A 14,577-nucleotide genomic window follows, 5' to 3' on the forward strand; every position below is an offset into this window, starting at 1 on the left:
TACTAATATAATGATTCTGGAATACCTCTCGCGCGCGAACGAGGGGACCAGGCTCATAGACGCCAGACCACTCTCTGGCGACGAACGGGACCAAGGAGGATATCCCGAGATGACAGTGTTGAAGAAACGCCTTCTGGGCGCAGGGTCGGTTGTTGCCTGCTGCCTCGCCGCGCTGCCGGCGCAGGCGACGAACGGTTACTTTGCAAACGGATACGGCGCCGGGTCGAAAGGCATGGCCGGTGCGGGCGTTGCGGTGCCGACGGGTGTGCTGGGCCTCGCCCAGAACCCGGCGATGGGCCACAAGGTCGGGAATATGGCGGGGTTCTGCCTGACGTGGTTCCGCCCCGACCGGTCGAGCGAGATAAGCCCCGGCGGCCCGCTGATCCCCGGTGAGTACACGAGCAACAACGACAACTTCCTGATTCCCTGCGGCGGGGCCAACTGGGTCATCAACGACCGGTTAACTTTTGGTGCCTTCATGACCGGCAACGGCGGCATGAACTCGGAATACAGTCCGAATTTCTTTGCCGGTTTCGGCGCAGGGAGCGATCCCGCCGGGGTCAACCTCGAGCAGGCGTTCATAAACCTGAACCTCAGCTACAGGCTGTCGGACAAGGTGTCCGTCGGGGTCGCCCCGGTCTTTGCCATCCAGCGGTTCAGCGCCACCGGGTTGGAAGCCTTTGGCGGCATGTCGATGGATCCGGCGCATGTGACCAATCAGGGAGACGATTGGTCGACGGGCATGGGCGTGAATGTCGGCGTGCTGTGGGAACCCACGAGCGAACTGGCTTTTGGCGCGTCGTACCGGACGCGGATCGACATGGAGCCCTATGACAAATACGCGGGGCTCTTTGCCGAGAAAGGCGATTTCGACATCCCGGCAACCGCTTTGCTTGGCGTGGCCTATACCCCGGCGAGCGAACAGCGACTGACGCTGACCGCCGAGGTGCAGCGGATCTTCTACGGCGATATTAAGGCGCTGGCCAATCCGAATGACCCGGCACTTGGTCCGCTGGGGGCGTCGAACGGCCTGGGGTTCGGATGGAATGACATGGACATCCTGCGGGTCGGCGCGGTCTGGCGACACAACCCGAAATGGACGTTTCGCGGCGGTGTGAGCCATGCCACGGCGGCGTTCGACGGCCCGGATGCCGTGGTCAACACGCTCGCCCCGGCAACGCCGCAATGGCACGCCTCGGTCGGCGCGTCCTACAGGATCAACGACCGTTGGGGGCTGACCGGATCCTACACCCATGCCTTTGACGCATCCGTGTCCGGGACGAACCCCGCCCTGACCGGCATGGCGCAGCCCGTAAAGGTGCGCATGTCGCAGCATGAAACGTCGTTGGGCGTCACTTACCGCTGGTAAAAGGCCGGAGGGCGGCGCTGTGCGGTGCCGCCCTCTTGCGCGAAGCGCACCCGCGCCCTAAGGGAAGCGCCATGACCCAGCATCAGCGCCTCCTCATCATCGACTTCGGGTCGCAGGTCACGCAGCTTATCGCGCGCCGCCTGCGGGAACTGAACGTCTACTGCGAAATCCACCCCTATCAGAACGTGACCGACGCGTTTCTGGCCGATTTCGCCCCCAAGGCCGTCATTTTCTCCGGCGGCCCCGATTCGGTGACCCGTGAAGGGTCGCCACGCCCCCCCAAAGCCGTCTATGACCTCGGCGTGCCGATCCTTGGTATCTGCTATGGCCAGCAGGTCATGATGCAGGACCTCGGCGGCCGCGTCGAAGCCGGCGAGAGCCACACGGCGGAGTTTGGCCGCGCCTATGTTTCGCCCACAGACAAGACGACCGATTTCTTCAACGGTTGGTTCATGGATGGATCGGGCCGCGAGCAGGTCTGGATGTCGCACGGCGATCACGTGGCCGAGCTTGCTCCGGGCTTCGAGGTTTACGGGACCTCCCCGGGCGCGCCCTTCGCCATGACCGCCGATTTGTCGAAGCGGTTCTACGCCGTGCAGTTCCATCCGGAAGTGCATCACACGCCGAATGGCGCGACCCTGTACGAGAACTTCGTCCGGCTGGCGGGCTTCACCGGCGACTGGACCATGGGCGCTTACCGCGAAGAAATGATCGCCAAGATCCGCGAGCAGGTCGGCGACAAGCAGGTGATCTGCGCGCTGTCCGGTGGCGTGGATTCCTCGGTGACCGGTATCTTGCTGCATGAGGCGATCGGCGACCAGCTGACCTGCGTGTTCGTGGACCACGGGCTGTTGCGGCTGAACGAGGCCGAGCAAGTCGTGAAGATGTTCCGCGAGAACTACAACCTGAACCTGATCCACGCCGACGAGTCGGACCTGTTCCTTGGCGCTCTGGAAGGGGTTTCCGACCCGGAGGTGAAGCGCAAGACCATCGGCAAGCTGTTCATTGACGTCTTCCAGAAATACGCCGACCAGATCGAGGGCGCCGAGTTTCTCGCCCAAGGCACCTTGTACCCGGATGTCATTGAATCCGTGTCATTTTCTGGCGGGCCTTCAGTGACGATCAAGTCGCACCACAACGTCGGCGGCCTGCCCGAGAAGATGGGCCTGAAGCTTGTGGAACCGCTGCGCGAGCTGTTCAAGGACGAGGTGCGCGCGCTGGGTCACGAGCTGGGCCTGCCCGCGTCCTTCATCGGGCGCCACCCCTTCCCCGGGCCGGGTCTGGCGATCCGCTGCCCCGGCGAGATCACCCGCGACAAGCTGGAGATCCTGCGCAAGGCCGACGCGATCTACATCGACCAGATCCGCAAGCACGGTCTGTACGACGAAATCTGGCAGGCCTTCGCCGCGATCCTTCCGATGCGGACAGTTGGCGTGATGGGCGATGGTCGGACCTATGATTACGCGCTGGCGCTGCGAGCGGTGACCTCGGTCGACGGGATGACGGCGGACTACTACCCGTTTACGCATGAATTCCTGGGCGAGACCTCGACTCGGATCATAAACGAGGTGAAGGGCGTGAACCGGGTGTTCTACGACTGCACGTCCAAACCGCCGGGCACGATCGAGCTGGAGTGATCTGCTCGACAAGATTGGCACTTCAGAGGCGGGCCTGTCGGGCCCGTCTCTTGCGTTTACAGACAGGTTTTTCGCCTTGAACCTTGCGGGATGTACCGCCAATCATGCGCGAAACCCCGTTGCCCGAGACCAAAGCCCTCATGACCTCGCTTCGCGTCCTGTCATTCTGCCTGGCATGCGGCCTTTTGACAGGCTGCAAACCGGACGTGGAACAACTGGCACGTCTGGTGCCTGAAGGCGTGACGATTACCGAGGAGGTCAGTGCCGAAGCGAAGGCGGTCAACTGCGAGCGGGCGACTTTCATCGCCAAAGCCGAGCCCGACGCGCTGAAAAACTGGACCCGACTGGGGCGGCTTTTTGACGCCAAGCTTTCGGAGTGCATCGATGTCGAAGAACAGGTGCGCTGGAAGCAGGCCATTGCGCGCGGGACCGCGTGGTGGCTGATCGTGCAGCGGCCAAGGCGGGCGCACCTCTGGTACGACACCGAAACCGGGCGGCTGCAAGTTCTGACGCTCGCACAGGACGACTGAGACAAAGATATGCGCTTGCTTCGTCCCGTGCGCTGGCTAGTCCGGCTGACAACTTATTTCCTGCTGGCCTGCACGGTGCTTGCCTTGCTTTCGGTGCTGACCAGTCCGCGCTGCGAAGAAGTAACGGAGGCCTATGATACGGCCGTCGTCCTCGGCGGCGGCACGCGGGCGGAACGGTTGTCGACGGACACGCTGTCGCGTGTCTCGGCAGGTGTCGTGTTGTACCAGCGCGGCCTGGTACAACGGCTCCACATGACCGGCGGCGGCGATGTCGCCGACCATTCCATCGGCGAGGAAATGGCGAAGGAAGCTGCACGTGCCGGCGTCCCGGATGCGGCGATCAGCTGGGAAGGCACCTCGCGTTCGACCTTGGAGAACGCGCTGTTTTCCGCCCCCATGCTTCCACCACCGGGAGAGGGCAGCCTGATCGTGGTGACGGAACCGTTCCACGCGCTGCGCGGCGCGGCGTCCTTCCTTTGGGCCGGTTTTCCGTCATCCTTCTGCGGCAGCCCGGATCAGACGCGCTCGGACGGAGGACTATTCAAGGCGGTGGTCCGCGAAGTGGCGGCCTGGGCCTTCAACATCCTGCGCGGGGCGGTGTGGTCGTTGGCTTCTGTTTTCGGCGTCGCTGGCGCTCTGCCCAAGACCTTCCTGCACTGATTGCGCCGCGCGGTTTGGCGCGTTGCTCATGACGATGATGCAGATTATGCGTTTGCGTCATATGGCAGGGTGTGGAACACCGGCCCGTAAAGCCCCCCGATCAGGCCCCAAGGAGGCAGGATAGATGACTGATGCTCTGACCCGTGCGCTGAGTGAGCGCGACTGGCTGCTGGCCGATGGTGCCACCGGCACCAACCTTTTCAACATGGGTCTGCAGTCTGGCGACGCACCCGAGTTCTGGAACGAGACCGAGCAGGACAAGATCCGGGCCCTGTATCGCGGAGCCGTCGACGCTGGGTCGGACCTGTTCCTGACGAACTCCTTCGGCGCCAACCGATCGCGGCTGAAACTGCACGATGCCGGGCATCGCGCGTATGAACTGTCGAAACTGGCGGCAGAACTGGGCCGGGAAGTGGCAGACGCGGCCGGGCGCGAAGTGATCGTGGCCGGTTCTGTCGGGCCGACCGGCGAGATCATGGGCGCGGCTGGCACCCTGTCACACGAGAGCGCCGTCGAGATGTTCGAAGAGACCGCCAAGGGCCTGATGGATGGCGGCTGCGACGTTCTGTGGGTCGAGACGATTTCCTCGCCCGAGGAATATCGCGCGGCGGCAGAGGCGTTCGGAAACATCGGCGCGCCGTGGTGCGGGACCATGTCCTTTGACACCGCCGGGCGCACGATGATGGGCGTAACGGCTCCGGCCATGGTCGAAATGGTCGAAAGCCTGCCCAACCCGCCCATCGCCTTTGGTGCGAACTGCGGCGTTGGCGCGGCGGACCTGATGCGCACGGTCATGGGCTTCATAGCGACGGGTACCGAGCGCCCGCTGATCGCCAAGGGCAACGCGGGCATTCCGAAGTATGTCGAGGGTCACATCCACTACGACGGCACGCCAGAGATGATGGCGGATTACGCATGCCTCGCACGCGATGCCGGGGTGCGGATCATAGGCGGCTGCTGCGGCACCATGCCGAACCACCTGAAGGCCATGCGCGAAGCGCTGGAGAGCCGTCCGAAGGGGCCGCGCCCCACGCTGGAAGAGATTGCCGCGAAGCTGGGCGGGTTCTCGTCAGCCTCGGATGGCACCGGCGAAGGCGATGGCAAGACGCGCGAGCGTCGTGGTCGCCGCCGCGGCTGAGGATGCGTGGGTCGGGGATGTTTCCCGACCTCCCTTTGCACCGTTCAGAACAAGGACAGCTGGTCGCCCTTCCGGGGCGGCACGCGAAACAGGTCGCAGCGCAGCGGGGGATGCGCCACGTCCAGACCGAGCGCCTTTATCGCGCGGCGAAATCGCTGGCCCACGAGGTCGGCGTAGACCCCCTCGCCTTTCATCCGGCGGAACCATTTGGCGGAATACACCTCGCCCCCGTGCATGTCGCGGATGTGGCCCATGATCCGGTTTGCCCGGTCCGGGTAATGCTCCTGCAACCAGCTTTGCCAGAGGTCCGCGACCTCGCGCGGCAGGCGCAGCATGATGTAGCTGGCGGCACTGGCTCCGGCGTCCCGACCCGCACCGAGGATCTTTTCCAACTCGGGATCGGTCAGCGCAGGGACCAGCGGCGAGGCCATGATGCGGACGGGAATCCCGGCGTCAGACAGGCGTTTCACGGTGGCCAGACGGCGCTGAGGGGATGGGCAGCGCGGCTCCATCCTTCGCGCCAGCCCGGCGTCCAGCGTCGTGACCGAAATGCCGACCCGTACCAGCCCCTCGGCGGCCATGGGCGCGAGAATGTCGAGGTCGCGCTCGATCAGCGTGCCCTTGGTCACGATGGCCACTGGGTGACGGAAGTCGCGTAGCACCTCGAGACAGGCGCGCATGACGCCCCGCTCCTTTTCCAACGGCTGGTAGGCGTCGGTGTTGGTCCCGATGGCGATGGGCGCGATCCGGTAGCGCTGGGACGACAATTCGCGGGCGAGAACCTCGGCCGCATTGGGGCGGGCCACCAGCCGGGTTTCGAAATCCAGCCCCGGTGACAGGCCGAGGTAGGCATGAGAAGGCCGCGCGAAGCAGTAGATGCAGCCGTGTTCGCATCCCCGGTAGGGGTTCAGCGACCGATCGAACGGAATGTCCGGCGAATTGACGTAATTTATGACCGAACGGGCACGTTCCTCGCGCACTTCGGTGCGCAACACGCCGCGCTCCTCGGGGATGTCCCAGCCATCGGTCACTTCGACCCGGCTAAACCGTTCGAATCGCCCGACTTCCGAGGACAGTGCCCCGCGCCCGCGCCGACGTTCAGCCGCCATGATGTGTCGCTCGTTTTCCATTCAGAAAAACTAGAACATTAAGCGAACATTGGCAATGGATGCGTAAGTTCCGTGCATCAGGTCGGAATGTCTGCGCCCAATGTCGCAATCCGCCAATTGACCTTGGGGGAAAACGACGATTAGTCGCAGTAATGGCCCGCCCGGCTGTCCAGGCCCCTGCGCTTGCAGAAAGGAAACGTGAAATGTCCGACGAAGACGACGAGATCATCCTCTCCGAACTCGACGACGAGGAACTTGTCCAACAGATGTTCGACGACCTCTACGACGGTCTCAAGGATGAGATCGAAGAGGCCACCAACATCCTGCTCGAGCGCGGCTGGGAGCCCTACGACATCCTGACCAAGGCGTTGGTCGGCGGCATGACCATCGTCGGCGTCGATTTCCGCGACGGCATCCTGTTCGTCCCCGAGGTTCTGCTGGCCGCCAACGCGATGAAGGGCGGCATGGCCATCCTGAAGCCGCTGCTGGCCGAAACCGGCGCACCGCGGATGGGCAAGATGGTCATCGGCACCGTGAAGGGTGACATCCACGACATCGGCAAGAACCTCGTCGCCATGATGATGGAAGGTGCCGGTTTTGAAGTGGTCGATCTCGGCATCAACAACGCAGTCGAGAAGTACCTCGAGGCGATCGAAACCGAGCAGCCTGACATCCTCGGCATGTCCGCCCTGCTGACCACCACCATGCCCTACATGAAGGTCGTGATCGACACGATGGTCGAGATGGGCATCCGCGACGATTACGTCGTGCTGGTCGGTGGCGCGCCGCTGAACGAGGAATTCGGCAAGGCGATCGGCGCGGACGCTTACTGCCGCGACGCAGCCGTTGCGGTCGAAACCGCGAAGACCTTCATGGATCGCAAGCACAACCAGATGGCTGCGCGCTGAACTCGACCAGAGATGCAACCCCTAGGGTTGTATCCAGCGGAAAAATACTGCAAAAGGCTCCTTTCCCGCAGAGGGGCCTTTTTCTTTTCATCTCTTTGCACCATACTTGAGCTGAAGAGGAGATTGGTCATGCCCGTCACGTCTGTTGCCCTTCTGGTTCTCACGGCCCTTGCCGCGCTGGTTCTGGCGCTCTGGGCCATGTCCAGCTGGGGCGTTCTGACGGTTCTTGCCGGTCTCTTCCTGATCGCGGCATTTGGCCTTTGGGCTGCCGCGCCTGTTCCCAATGACGACAGCGCAACCTGACCGTTCTCCCGACGACGCCACGCTGACCACCGAGGGGCTTGCGCCCTCCGGGCTGGGTCGCGTGTTGCTGATCGCCTGCGGCGCCTTGGCGCGCGAGATCCTCGCGCTGATCCGGATGAACGGCTGGACGCACATGGACCTGACCTGCCTTCCGGCCATCCTGCACAATCACCCTGAAAAGATCACGGATGCGGTGCGCACCGCCGTGGCCGAGCATCGTGGCGACTATGCCCGCGTGGCGGTGGTTTATGCGGATTGCGGCACCGGCGGGTTGCTGGAGCAGGCCTGCGCCGACATGGGCGTCGAGATGGTCGCCGGGCCGCATTGCTACGCCTTCTTCGAAGGTCTGGACAGTTTTGCCGCGCGGGACGAGATCACCGCATTCTACCTGACGGATTTCCTTGCCCGCCAGTTCGATGCCTTTGTCTGGAAGCCGCTCGGTCTGGACCGCCATCCCCAGTTGCTGGCGATGTATTTCGGCCATTACGAGAAGCTGGTCTATCTCGCACAGACGGACGATCCGGCCCTGACCGCCAAGGCGCAAGACTGCGCTGCCCGGATGGGTCTGGCCTTTGAACGCCGCTTTACCGGCTATGGCGAATTGGCCGAAACCCTGGAACGGTGGGCCTGACAGAGGGCGCAATCACTCCGTTGCCGGGGCAGTGCTTTCCTTCAGGACGGTCGAGATCGGGACCAGCGTGATGGTGTTGCCCCGATCCTGAAGCCCCCAGAGCACCAGCGCCGAGATCGTGCCGGCACGAATACGGCCCAGCATGACGACGCTGCCCTCCTGACGGGCCCGGAACGCGGCCTGATCGAGGGTGCGCCGGATCAGGCTCTCGTCCTGACCTTCGCCGTCAATGTCGCGGAACAACGTGACCGAGGGCACGCCTTCCTTGGCGGCCAGTTTCTGCGCTGTGTTCAGGCCGTTGGGTTCCATGACCAGACCGTGACCCGAGGCACCCAGATAGGCGGCGGCCTGAGACGCCACCTCGCGGCTGCTTTGCAGGCCGGGGCCTGTGGGGTCTTCGAGCACGCCGACTGCGCCGGGCACAGCGGAGAGGAGACCGGCCATGGTGACCTCGACATCCGAGGCGGTCGCACCTTCGGGAACGTCCGCCAATGCCAGCACCTCGAAACCACGGTCGCGGTAGCCTTGCGCGACGCCAGCCGCGTAAGGATGGCCGGGTGCGATGGCGAAGGTCACCGGAAAGGGAAGCGTTTCCAGTTCCGCCGGGCCCATGGGGGCAGAGCCGTCGTCGATCAGCACCAGAGCCATGCGGGGCACGTCTGCGGGCGGCGTAACGGCGGTGGAGTAGCGCATGAGCGGGCTGTCGGGAGACAGGGTCGCCGTTGGCGCAGCGGTGACAGTCTCGGGCGTCGCAGCCGCGCCAATTGTTGGCAGGCGGTTTTGTTCCACCGCAGGGTTGCGGTCCACGAGGGACCCGGCGGGCGTACCGAAGCGGCGCTCATCGGTCTGCTGTTCCATGATGGATGCCACGGCAGGTGTTTCGGGCGCAGGTTCGGGTTCGGGTGCAGTTTCCGGCGCGGGCTCCGGCATCGCTTCGGTCATCTCGACAGGCTCCGGCGCGCTGTCCTCCACTATCTGTGGTTCCTGTTCGGGATCGGGCGCCTCTGGCGTGGCGTCCGGTTCATTGAGTTGCACCGGCGTCTCGGGGCTCAATGACACCGCCACGTCCGCATCCACCGGATCGCTGCCGGCCAGCGCCTGGGGCGATTCCCCGACCAGAGGCGCGTCCATGGGGTCCCCCGCCGAAGCTGGCGTATCCTGAACCGGTTCGGTCACTTCCGGCACGACGGCCACCACATCCGGTGCGGCATCGTCGATCACGGCAACAGGCGGCTCACTCTCGACCACCTCTGGGATCGCAACGGCAGGCGCGCTGACGTCGGCCTCGGGCGCCGGGGCCGGTTCCGGCAATCCTGTCGCGACCGACAACGCGCCAATGCCCACGCCGGAGACAACCGCGCCCCAGATTACCCCTGCCAAAAATCCCCGTGCCATCGCCCGTACTCCCCACTGCCCGCTTTCGCGTCCTTCAGAGACATGTCGCCCGGCTTCATGCGTCCCGGCCTGACCATGCCCCTCCGCCCCTTGACCTCGCAAGCAGCGCCTGCGCATGTATACCGCGACCGGGGGTTGGCTTGCCAGCCCCAAGTACCCGCTACAATTCAAAGGCCTGCGATGCTGCTTCTGATCGATAACTACGACAGTTTCACCTATAACCTCGTGCATTACCTTGGCGAACTGGGTGCCGATGTGCAGGTCTGGCGGAACGACGCGATCGACGTCCAGCAGGCCATGGCGATGAAACCGGCGGGGATCGTGCTGTCTCCGGGACCGGGCACGCCATCGCAATCGGGCATCTGCTGCGCGATCACCGAGGCCGCCGCCGAGACCGAGACGCCTCTGTTTGGTGTCTGTCTGGGGCACCAAACCATTGGCCAGGTATTCGGCGGCATCGTGCAAAGACATACTGAAATCGTGCACGGAAAGATGGGTGCGATTCATCACACCGGGAAATCGGTCTTCACGGGGCTGCCGTCGCCATTGCAGGCGACACGCTATCACTCGCTCGTTGTGGATCGCGCCACCCTACCCGACTGTCTCGAGGTAACTGCCGAACTTGAGGACGGAACGATCATGGGCCTGATGCACAAGACTCTGCCGATCCATGGCGTGCAATTCCATCCAGAGAGTATCGCGTCCGAACATGGTCACGCGATGTTGCAAAACTTCCTCGACATCCTGCCCGCGACCCAAAAGGTGCCCGCATGAGCGACGATCTTCGCCCGCTGATCGGCACCTCCGCCGACCGCCCCCTGACCCGTGAAGAAGCTGAACGCGCGTTTACCATCCTGTTCAACGGCGAGGCAACGCCCGCACAGATCGGTGGCCTGCTGATGGCCATGCGCACGCGCGGCGAGACGGTGGACGAATACGCCGCCGCTGCCGCCGTCATGCGGTCGAAGTGCAACAAGGTCATGGCGCCCGAGGGCGCCATGGACATCGTTGGCACCGGCGGTGACGGCAAGGGGACGTTGAACATCTCGACAGCGACGGCATTTGTCGTGGCGGGGGCCGGTGTTACGGTCGCCAAGCACGGCAACCGCAACCTGTCGTCGAAATCCGGGTCTGCCGATGCGTTGAGCCAGATGGGGATCAACGTGATGATCCCTGCCAACAAGGTCGAAAAAGCGCTGAACGACGTCGGAATATGTTTCATGATGGCGCCGATGCACCATCCGGCCATGGCGCACGTGGGGCCCGTGCGCGCGGAACTTGCCACACGCACGATCTTCAATATCCTCGGGCCGCTGACCAACCCGGCAGGCGTGAAACGCCAGTTGACCGGGGCCTTCACCCGCTCGTTGATCCGCCCGATGGCGGAGGTTCTGGGCAAACTCGGGTCCGAACATGCGTGGCTGGTACATGGCTCGGATGGCACCGACGAGTTGACCATCACGGGCGTGTCCTGGGTCGCCTCGCTGGAAGAGGACGGGAGCATCCGCGAGGTGGAACTGCACCCCGAGGATGCGGGTCTGCCGGTGCATCCCTTCGAGGCCATCGTCGGCGGAACGCCAGAGGAAAACGGCCGCGCCATGCGTGCCCTGTTCGACGGTGAAAAGAGCGCCTATCGCGACGCTGTGCTGCTCAATTCCGCTGCGGCCTTGACCATTGCCGGCAAAGCCGTTGACCTGCGCGAAGGGGTGGCCTTGGCGGCAGAGGCCATCGACAACGGGGCGGCCTGGGCCAAGGTTCAGGGTCTGGCCAAGGCAACACAGACCGCATGATCCCCCCGCACGCGTGGCAGCACCTGCCGTTTTTCGCGCAGGATCTGCCCCGGATCGAGGCTGTTCTTGCGGATCAAGCCGACATTCTGCCCCCAGCACACCAACGCTTTGCTGCGCTGGAGGCTTGCCCACCCGACGCGGTTCGGGTCGTGATCCTGGGCCAGGACCCCTACCCTACGCCCGGCCATGCACATGGGCTTGCGTTCTCGGTCGAGGCGGACGTGTACCCTTTGCCGCGCTCTTTGAAAAATATCTTCAAGGAGATGGACGAGGACCTCGGCGGACACCCTGCCACCGGTGATTTGCACGGTTGGGCGCATCAGGGCGTGCTGCTTTTGAACACGGCGCTGACGGTTCCGGCGGGCAATGCAGGTGCGCATGCGCGGCTCGGGTGGTCCCGGCTGACAGAGCAGGTCCTGCCGTCCCTGTCGGATCGACCGCGCGCCTTCCTGCTTTGGGGCAAACATGCGCAGGGGTTCCGTCCTTTGATCACCGGTGCGGGACACCTCGTGATCGAGACGGCCCATCCATCGCCACTGTCAGCCCGGCGTGGCTTTTTCGGCTCGCGCCCCTTTTCCCGCATCAACGAGTGGCTTACACAACAGGGCCAAACACCCATCGACTGGACCGGAGAGGCCCCATGACCCAAACGATCCTCGACAAGATCAAGGCCTACAAGCTGGAAGAGGTCGCCGCCGACAAGGCCGCGAAATCTTTGGCGGAGGTAGAGGCAGAGGCGCGTGCCGCCTCGCCGGTCCGTCCCTTTGCAGCGGCGTTGACGCAAGCCGCCGCCACCGGCTATGGACTGATCGCGGAAGTCAAGAAAGCCAGCCCGTCCAAGGGGTTGATCCGCTCCGATTTCCATCCGGCGCAACTGGCGCAGGCTTATGAGGCGGGCGGCGCAACCTGCCTTTCCGTGCTGACGGACACACCCTCATTCCAGGGGGCAAAGGACTTCCTTGTCGAGGCTCGGGCGGCAACGTCCCTGCCTGCACTGCGCAAGGATTTCATGTACGACACCTACCAAGTCGCCGAAGCGCGGGCGCTTGGCGCTGACTGCATTCTCATCATCATGGCCTCGGTGTCCGATGCACAGGCCGCCGAATTGGAAGCGGCAGCTTTCGAATGGGGCATGGACGCTTTGATCGAAGTGCACGACGGCGAGGAACTCGATCGTGCGCTGACGTTAAAATCACCGCTGATCGGGGTGAACAACCGCAACCTGAAGACCTTTGAAACGACGCTCGACACCACGCGGGATTTGTCCCGGCGGATCCCGGAAGGGCGTTTTCTGATCTCTGAGTCCGGTTTGAATACGCCCGCTGACCTCGCGGACATGGCGGCCCATGGCGCGCGCGCGTTCCTTATCGGGGAAAGCCTCATGCGTCAGGCGAACGTGCAGGAAGCGACGGAAACCTTGCTGAAAAACCCGGTGCCGGCATGAGCGAGTTGACGCATTTCGACTCTGAGGGCGCGGCGCACATGGTCGACGTGTCTGAAAAGGCTGTCACCTCGCGCATCGCTACAGCTGCGGGCTGGGTCAGGATGGGCCAGGAAACCTTCGATCTCATCACCTCTGGCACTGCCAAGAAGGGCGACGTGATCGGCGTGGCCCGCCTTGCCGGGATCATGGGGGCAAAGAAGACGCCTGACCTGATCCCGCTGTGTCACCCCCTGCCGGTGACCAAAGTGTCGGTCGATCTGGTCCCGGATGCCGCCCTGCCCGGCCTCCGGATCGAGGCGACCGTCAAGACCACCGGCCAAACCGGGGTCGAGATGGAAGCCTTGACCGCCGTCAGCACCGCCGCCTTGACAGTCTACGATATGGTCAAAGCTGCAGATAAGGGCATGGAAATTGGCGGCATCCATGTCACGTTGAAAGATGGTGGAAAATCGGGGCGTTACGAAGCGGAATGATTACGGTAACCGAGGCTCTGGACCGCCTGTTTGCCCTCGCGGCCCCTCTGCGCGTCGAGGATGTGCCGCTGCTGCAAGCGGCGGGACGGACCTTGGCGCACCCAGTTATGGCCCGGCGTACGCAGCCACCGTTTCCCTCGTCGGCCATGGATGGCTATGCGGTGGTCGCGGCTGCCCCCGGAGAGCGCTTCACCGTCATCGGAGAAAGCGCGGCAGGTCATCGGTACGACGGCGTCGTGGGTCCGGGACAGGCGGTCCGGATCTTTACAGGAGCGCCGGTTCCCGAAGGTGCCGCCCGAGTCGTGATTCAGGAGGACGTGTACCGCGATGGTGACACCATCACCGTGCAGGAAAACCTTGATTCCGGTGATAATATCCGTGCGGCTGGGACCGACTTTGCAGAAGGTGCCGTTATTGATGCACCAAGGGTCCTCGGTCCGAATGACGTTGCGCTGCTGGCCTCGATGAATATCGCGCGCGTACCGGTGGCGCGCAAACCACGCGTTGCGCTGATCTCGACCGGCGACGAGCTGGTCATGCCGGGGGAAACGCCGGGGCCGGACCAGATCATCGCGTCGAACACCTTTGGTTTGCACGCATTGCTGTCGGCACATGGTGCTGAACCGCGCCTGTTGCCCATTGCCCGGGATTCACGCGCCTCGCTGGAGCACGCCTTTAGCCTGATCGCCGACGCGGATCTTGTCATCACCATCGGCGGAGCGTCTGTCGGGGATCACGACCTCGTGGCATCCGTGGCCAAGGCCTTGGGGATGGAGCGCGCCTTTCACAAGGTCGCCATGCGACCGGGCAAACCGCTGATGTCCGGGCGTCTGAATGGTGCCATGATGATCGGCCTGCCGGGCAACCCGGTGTCGGCCATGGTCTGCGGCCATGTTTTCGTGCTGCCCGTGATCCGCGCCATGCTGGGACAGGCGGCGGTCCCGGCAACGCGGCTGCGGGCACCTCTCGCCCGCGCGATTTCGTCGAATGGCCCGCGTGAACACTACATGCGGGCGATGCTTGGGCCCGAGGGGCTGACCGCTGCAGAGCGTCAGGATTCGAGCCTTTTGAGTGTTCTGGGCGCCGCCAACGCGCTGCTGATCCGGCCAGTGGGCGATCCCGCGCGTCAGGCCGGTGAGATGGTGGACTACCTGCCGTTGTAGGCTCTTGCGTCAAAACCGTTGACACAA

16 protein-coding genes are annotated in these 14,577 nt (G+C 63.9%); 14 read left to right on the forward strand and 2 right to left on the reverse strand.

Annotated elements, in window-relative coordinates; translation table 11 throughout:
* Window positions 1-109 precede the first annotated feature (109 nt).
* The 5 genes from ACP16H_RS01655 (at window position 110) to bmt (ending at window position 5,334) form a co-directional block, all read left to right on the forward strand.
* A complete protein-coding gene (locus ACP16H_RS01655; protein WP_425070491.1) occupies window positions 110-1,369 on the forward strand; it encodes an OmpP1/FadL family transporter in 1,260 nt (419 codons plus the stop codon).
* Between the two features lie 71 nt (window positions 1,370-1,440).
* Window positions 1,441-3,006 carry a glutamine-hydrolyzing GMP synthase gene (gene guaA, locus ACP16H_RS01660; RefSeq protein ID WP_425070492.1) on the forward strand — a complete coding sequence of 522 codons (1,566 nt, stop codon included), beginning with the start codon at window positions 1,441-1,443 and terminating at the stop codon, window positions 3,004-3,006.
* Window positions 3,007-3,110: 104 nt separating this feature from the next.
* Entirely contained in the window at window positions 3,111-3,536 is a 426-nt protein-coding gene (locus ACP16H_RS01665; RefSeq protein WP_425070493.1) for a hypothetical protein, read from the forward strand.
* Between the two features lie 9 nt (window positions 3,537-3,545).
* Complete coding sequence (locus ACP16H_RS01670; RefSeq protein ID WP_425070494.1) at window positions 3,546-4,196, forward strand: YdcF family protein; 651 nt, start codon at window positions 3,546-3,548, stop codon at window positions 4,194-4,196.
* A gap of 124 nt (window positions 4,197-4,320) precedes the next feature.
* The gene (gene bmt / locus ACP16H_RS01675; protein ID WP_425070495.1) at window positions 4,321-5,334 is read left to right on the forward strand and encodes a betaine--homocysteine S-methyltransferase; all 1,014 of its coding nucleotides are present in this window, start codon (window positions 4,321-4,323) and stop codon (window positions 5,332-5,334) included.
* 44 nt (window positions 5,335-5,378) lie between these two features.
* Here the strand turns inward: bmt and ACP16H_RS01680 are convergent, their stop codons facing one another.
* Window positions 5,379-6,443: a PA0069 family radical SAM protein gene (locus ACP16H_RS01680; protein ID WP_425070496.1), complete on the reverse strand. Its 1,065-nt coding sequence runs from the start codon at window positions 6,441-6,443 to the stop codon at window positions 5,379-5,381.
* A gap of 203 nt (window positions 6,444-6,646) precedes the next feature.
* Here ACP16H_RS01680 and ACP16H_RS01685 point away from each other — a divergent pair, with 203 nt between their 5' ends.
* From ACP16H_RS01685 to ACP16H_RS01695, 3 genes are all read left to right on the forward strand, one after another.
* Entirely contained in the window at window positions 6,647-7,351 is a 705-nt protein-coding gene (locus tag ACP16H_RS01685; protein ID WP_425070497.1) for a corrinoid protein, read from the forward strand.
* A 129-nt stretch (window positions 7,352-7,480) separates the two neighbouring features.
* Window positions 7,481-7,654 carry a hypothetical protein gene (locus ACP16H_RS01690; protein WP_425070498.1) on the forward strand — a complete coding sequence of 58 codons (174 nt, stop codon included), beginning with the start codon at window positions 7,481-7,483 and terminating at the stop codon, window positions 7,652-7,654.
* On the forward strand, window positions 7,635-8,285 hold the full coding sequence (locus tag ACP16H_RS01695) for a DUF1638 domain-containing protein (protein WP_425070499.1): 651 nt from the start codon (window positions 7,635-7,637) through the stop codon (window positions 8,283-8,285). The genes ACP16H_RS01690 and ACP16H_RS01695 overlap by 20 nt, the downstream gene beginning before the upstream one ends.
* Window positions 8,286-8,297: 12 nt before the next feature.
* Here ACP16H_RS01695 and ACP16H_RS01700 read toward each other — a convergent pair whose 3' ends face one another.
* Entirely contained in the window at window positions 8,298-9,680 is a 1,383-nt protein-coding gene (locus ACP16H_RS01700) for a divergent polysaccharide deacetylase family protein (protein ID WP_425070500.1), read from the reverse strand.
* Window positions 9,681-9,860: 180 nt separating this feature from the next.
* Here ACP16H_RS01700 and ACP16H_RS01705 point away from each other — a divergent pair, with 180 nt between their 5' ends.
* From ACP16H_RS01705 to glp, 6 genes are read left to right on the forward strand one after another with little or no spacing between them, the layout of a single operon-like run.
* Window positions 9,861-10,454 carry an anthranilate synthase component II gene (locus tag ACP16H_RS01705; RefSeq protein WP_425070501.1) on the forward strand — a complete coding sequence of 198 codons (594 nt, stop codon included), beginning with the start codon at window positions 9,861-9,863 and terminating at the stop codon, window positions 10,452-10,454.
* Complete coding sequence (gene trpD, locus ACP16H_RS01710; RefSeq protein WP_425070502.1) at window positions 10,451-11,470, forward strand: anthranilate phosphoribosyltransferase; 1,020 nt, start codon at window positions 10,451-10,453, stop codon at window positions 11,468-11,470. The genes ACP16H_RS01705 and trpD overlap by 4 nt, the downstream gene beginning before the upstream one ends.
* Entirely contained in the window at window positions 11,467-12,114 is a 648-nt protein-coding gene (locus tag ACP16H_RS01715) for a uracil-DNA glycosylase (protein ID WP_425070503.1), read from the forward strand. The genes trpD and ACP16H_RS01715 overlap by 4 nt, the downstream gene beginning before the upstream one ends.
* Window positions 12,111-12,914: an indole-3-glycerol phosphate synthase TrpC gene (gene trpC, locus ACP16H_RS01720; protein ID WP_425070504.1), complete on the forward strand. Its 804-nt coding sequence runs from the start codon at window positions 12,111-12,113 to the stop codon at window positions 12,912-12,914. The genes ACP16H_RS01715 and trpC overlap by 4 nt, the downstream gene beginning before the upstream one ends.
* Complete coding sequence (gene moaC / locus ACP16H_RS01725) at window positions 12,911-13,387, forward strand: cyclic pyranopterin monophosphate synthase MoaC (protein WP_425070505.1); 477 nt, start codon at window positions 12,911-12,913, stop codon at window positions 13,385-13,387. Before trpC ends, moaC begins: the two co-directional genes overlap by 4 nt.
* Window positions 13,384-14,550: a gephyrin-like molybdotransferase Glp gene (gene glp / locus ACP16H_RS01730; RefSeq protein ID WP_425070506.1), complete on the forward strand. Its 1,167-nt coding sequence runs from the start codon at window positions 13,384-13,386 to the stop codon at window positions 14,548-14,550. The genes moaC and glp overlap by 4 nt, the downstream gene beginning before the upstream one ends.
* Window positions 14,551-14,577 lie beyond the last annotated feature (27 nt).

Source organism: Sagittula sp. S175, from assembly GCF_049800975.1.
In the GTDB taxonomy this organism is placed as follows: Bacteria; Pseudomonadota; Alphaproteobacteria; order Rhodobacterales; family Rhodobacteraceae; genus Sagittula.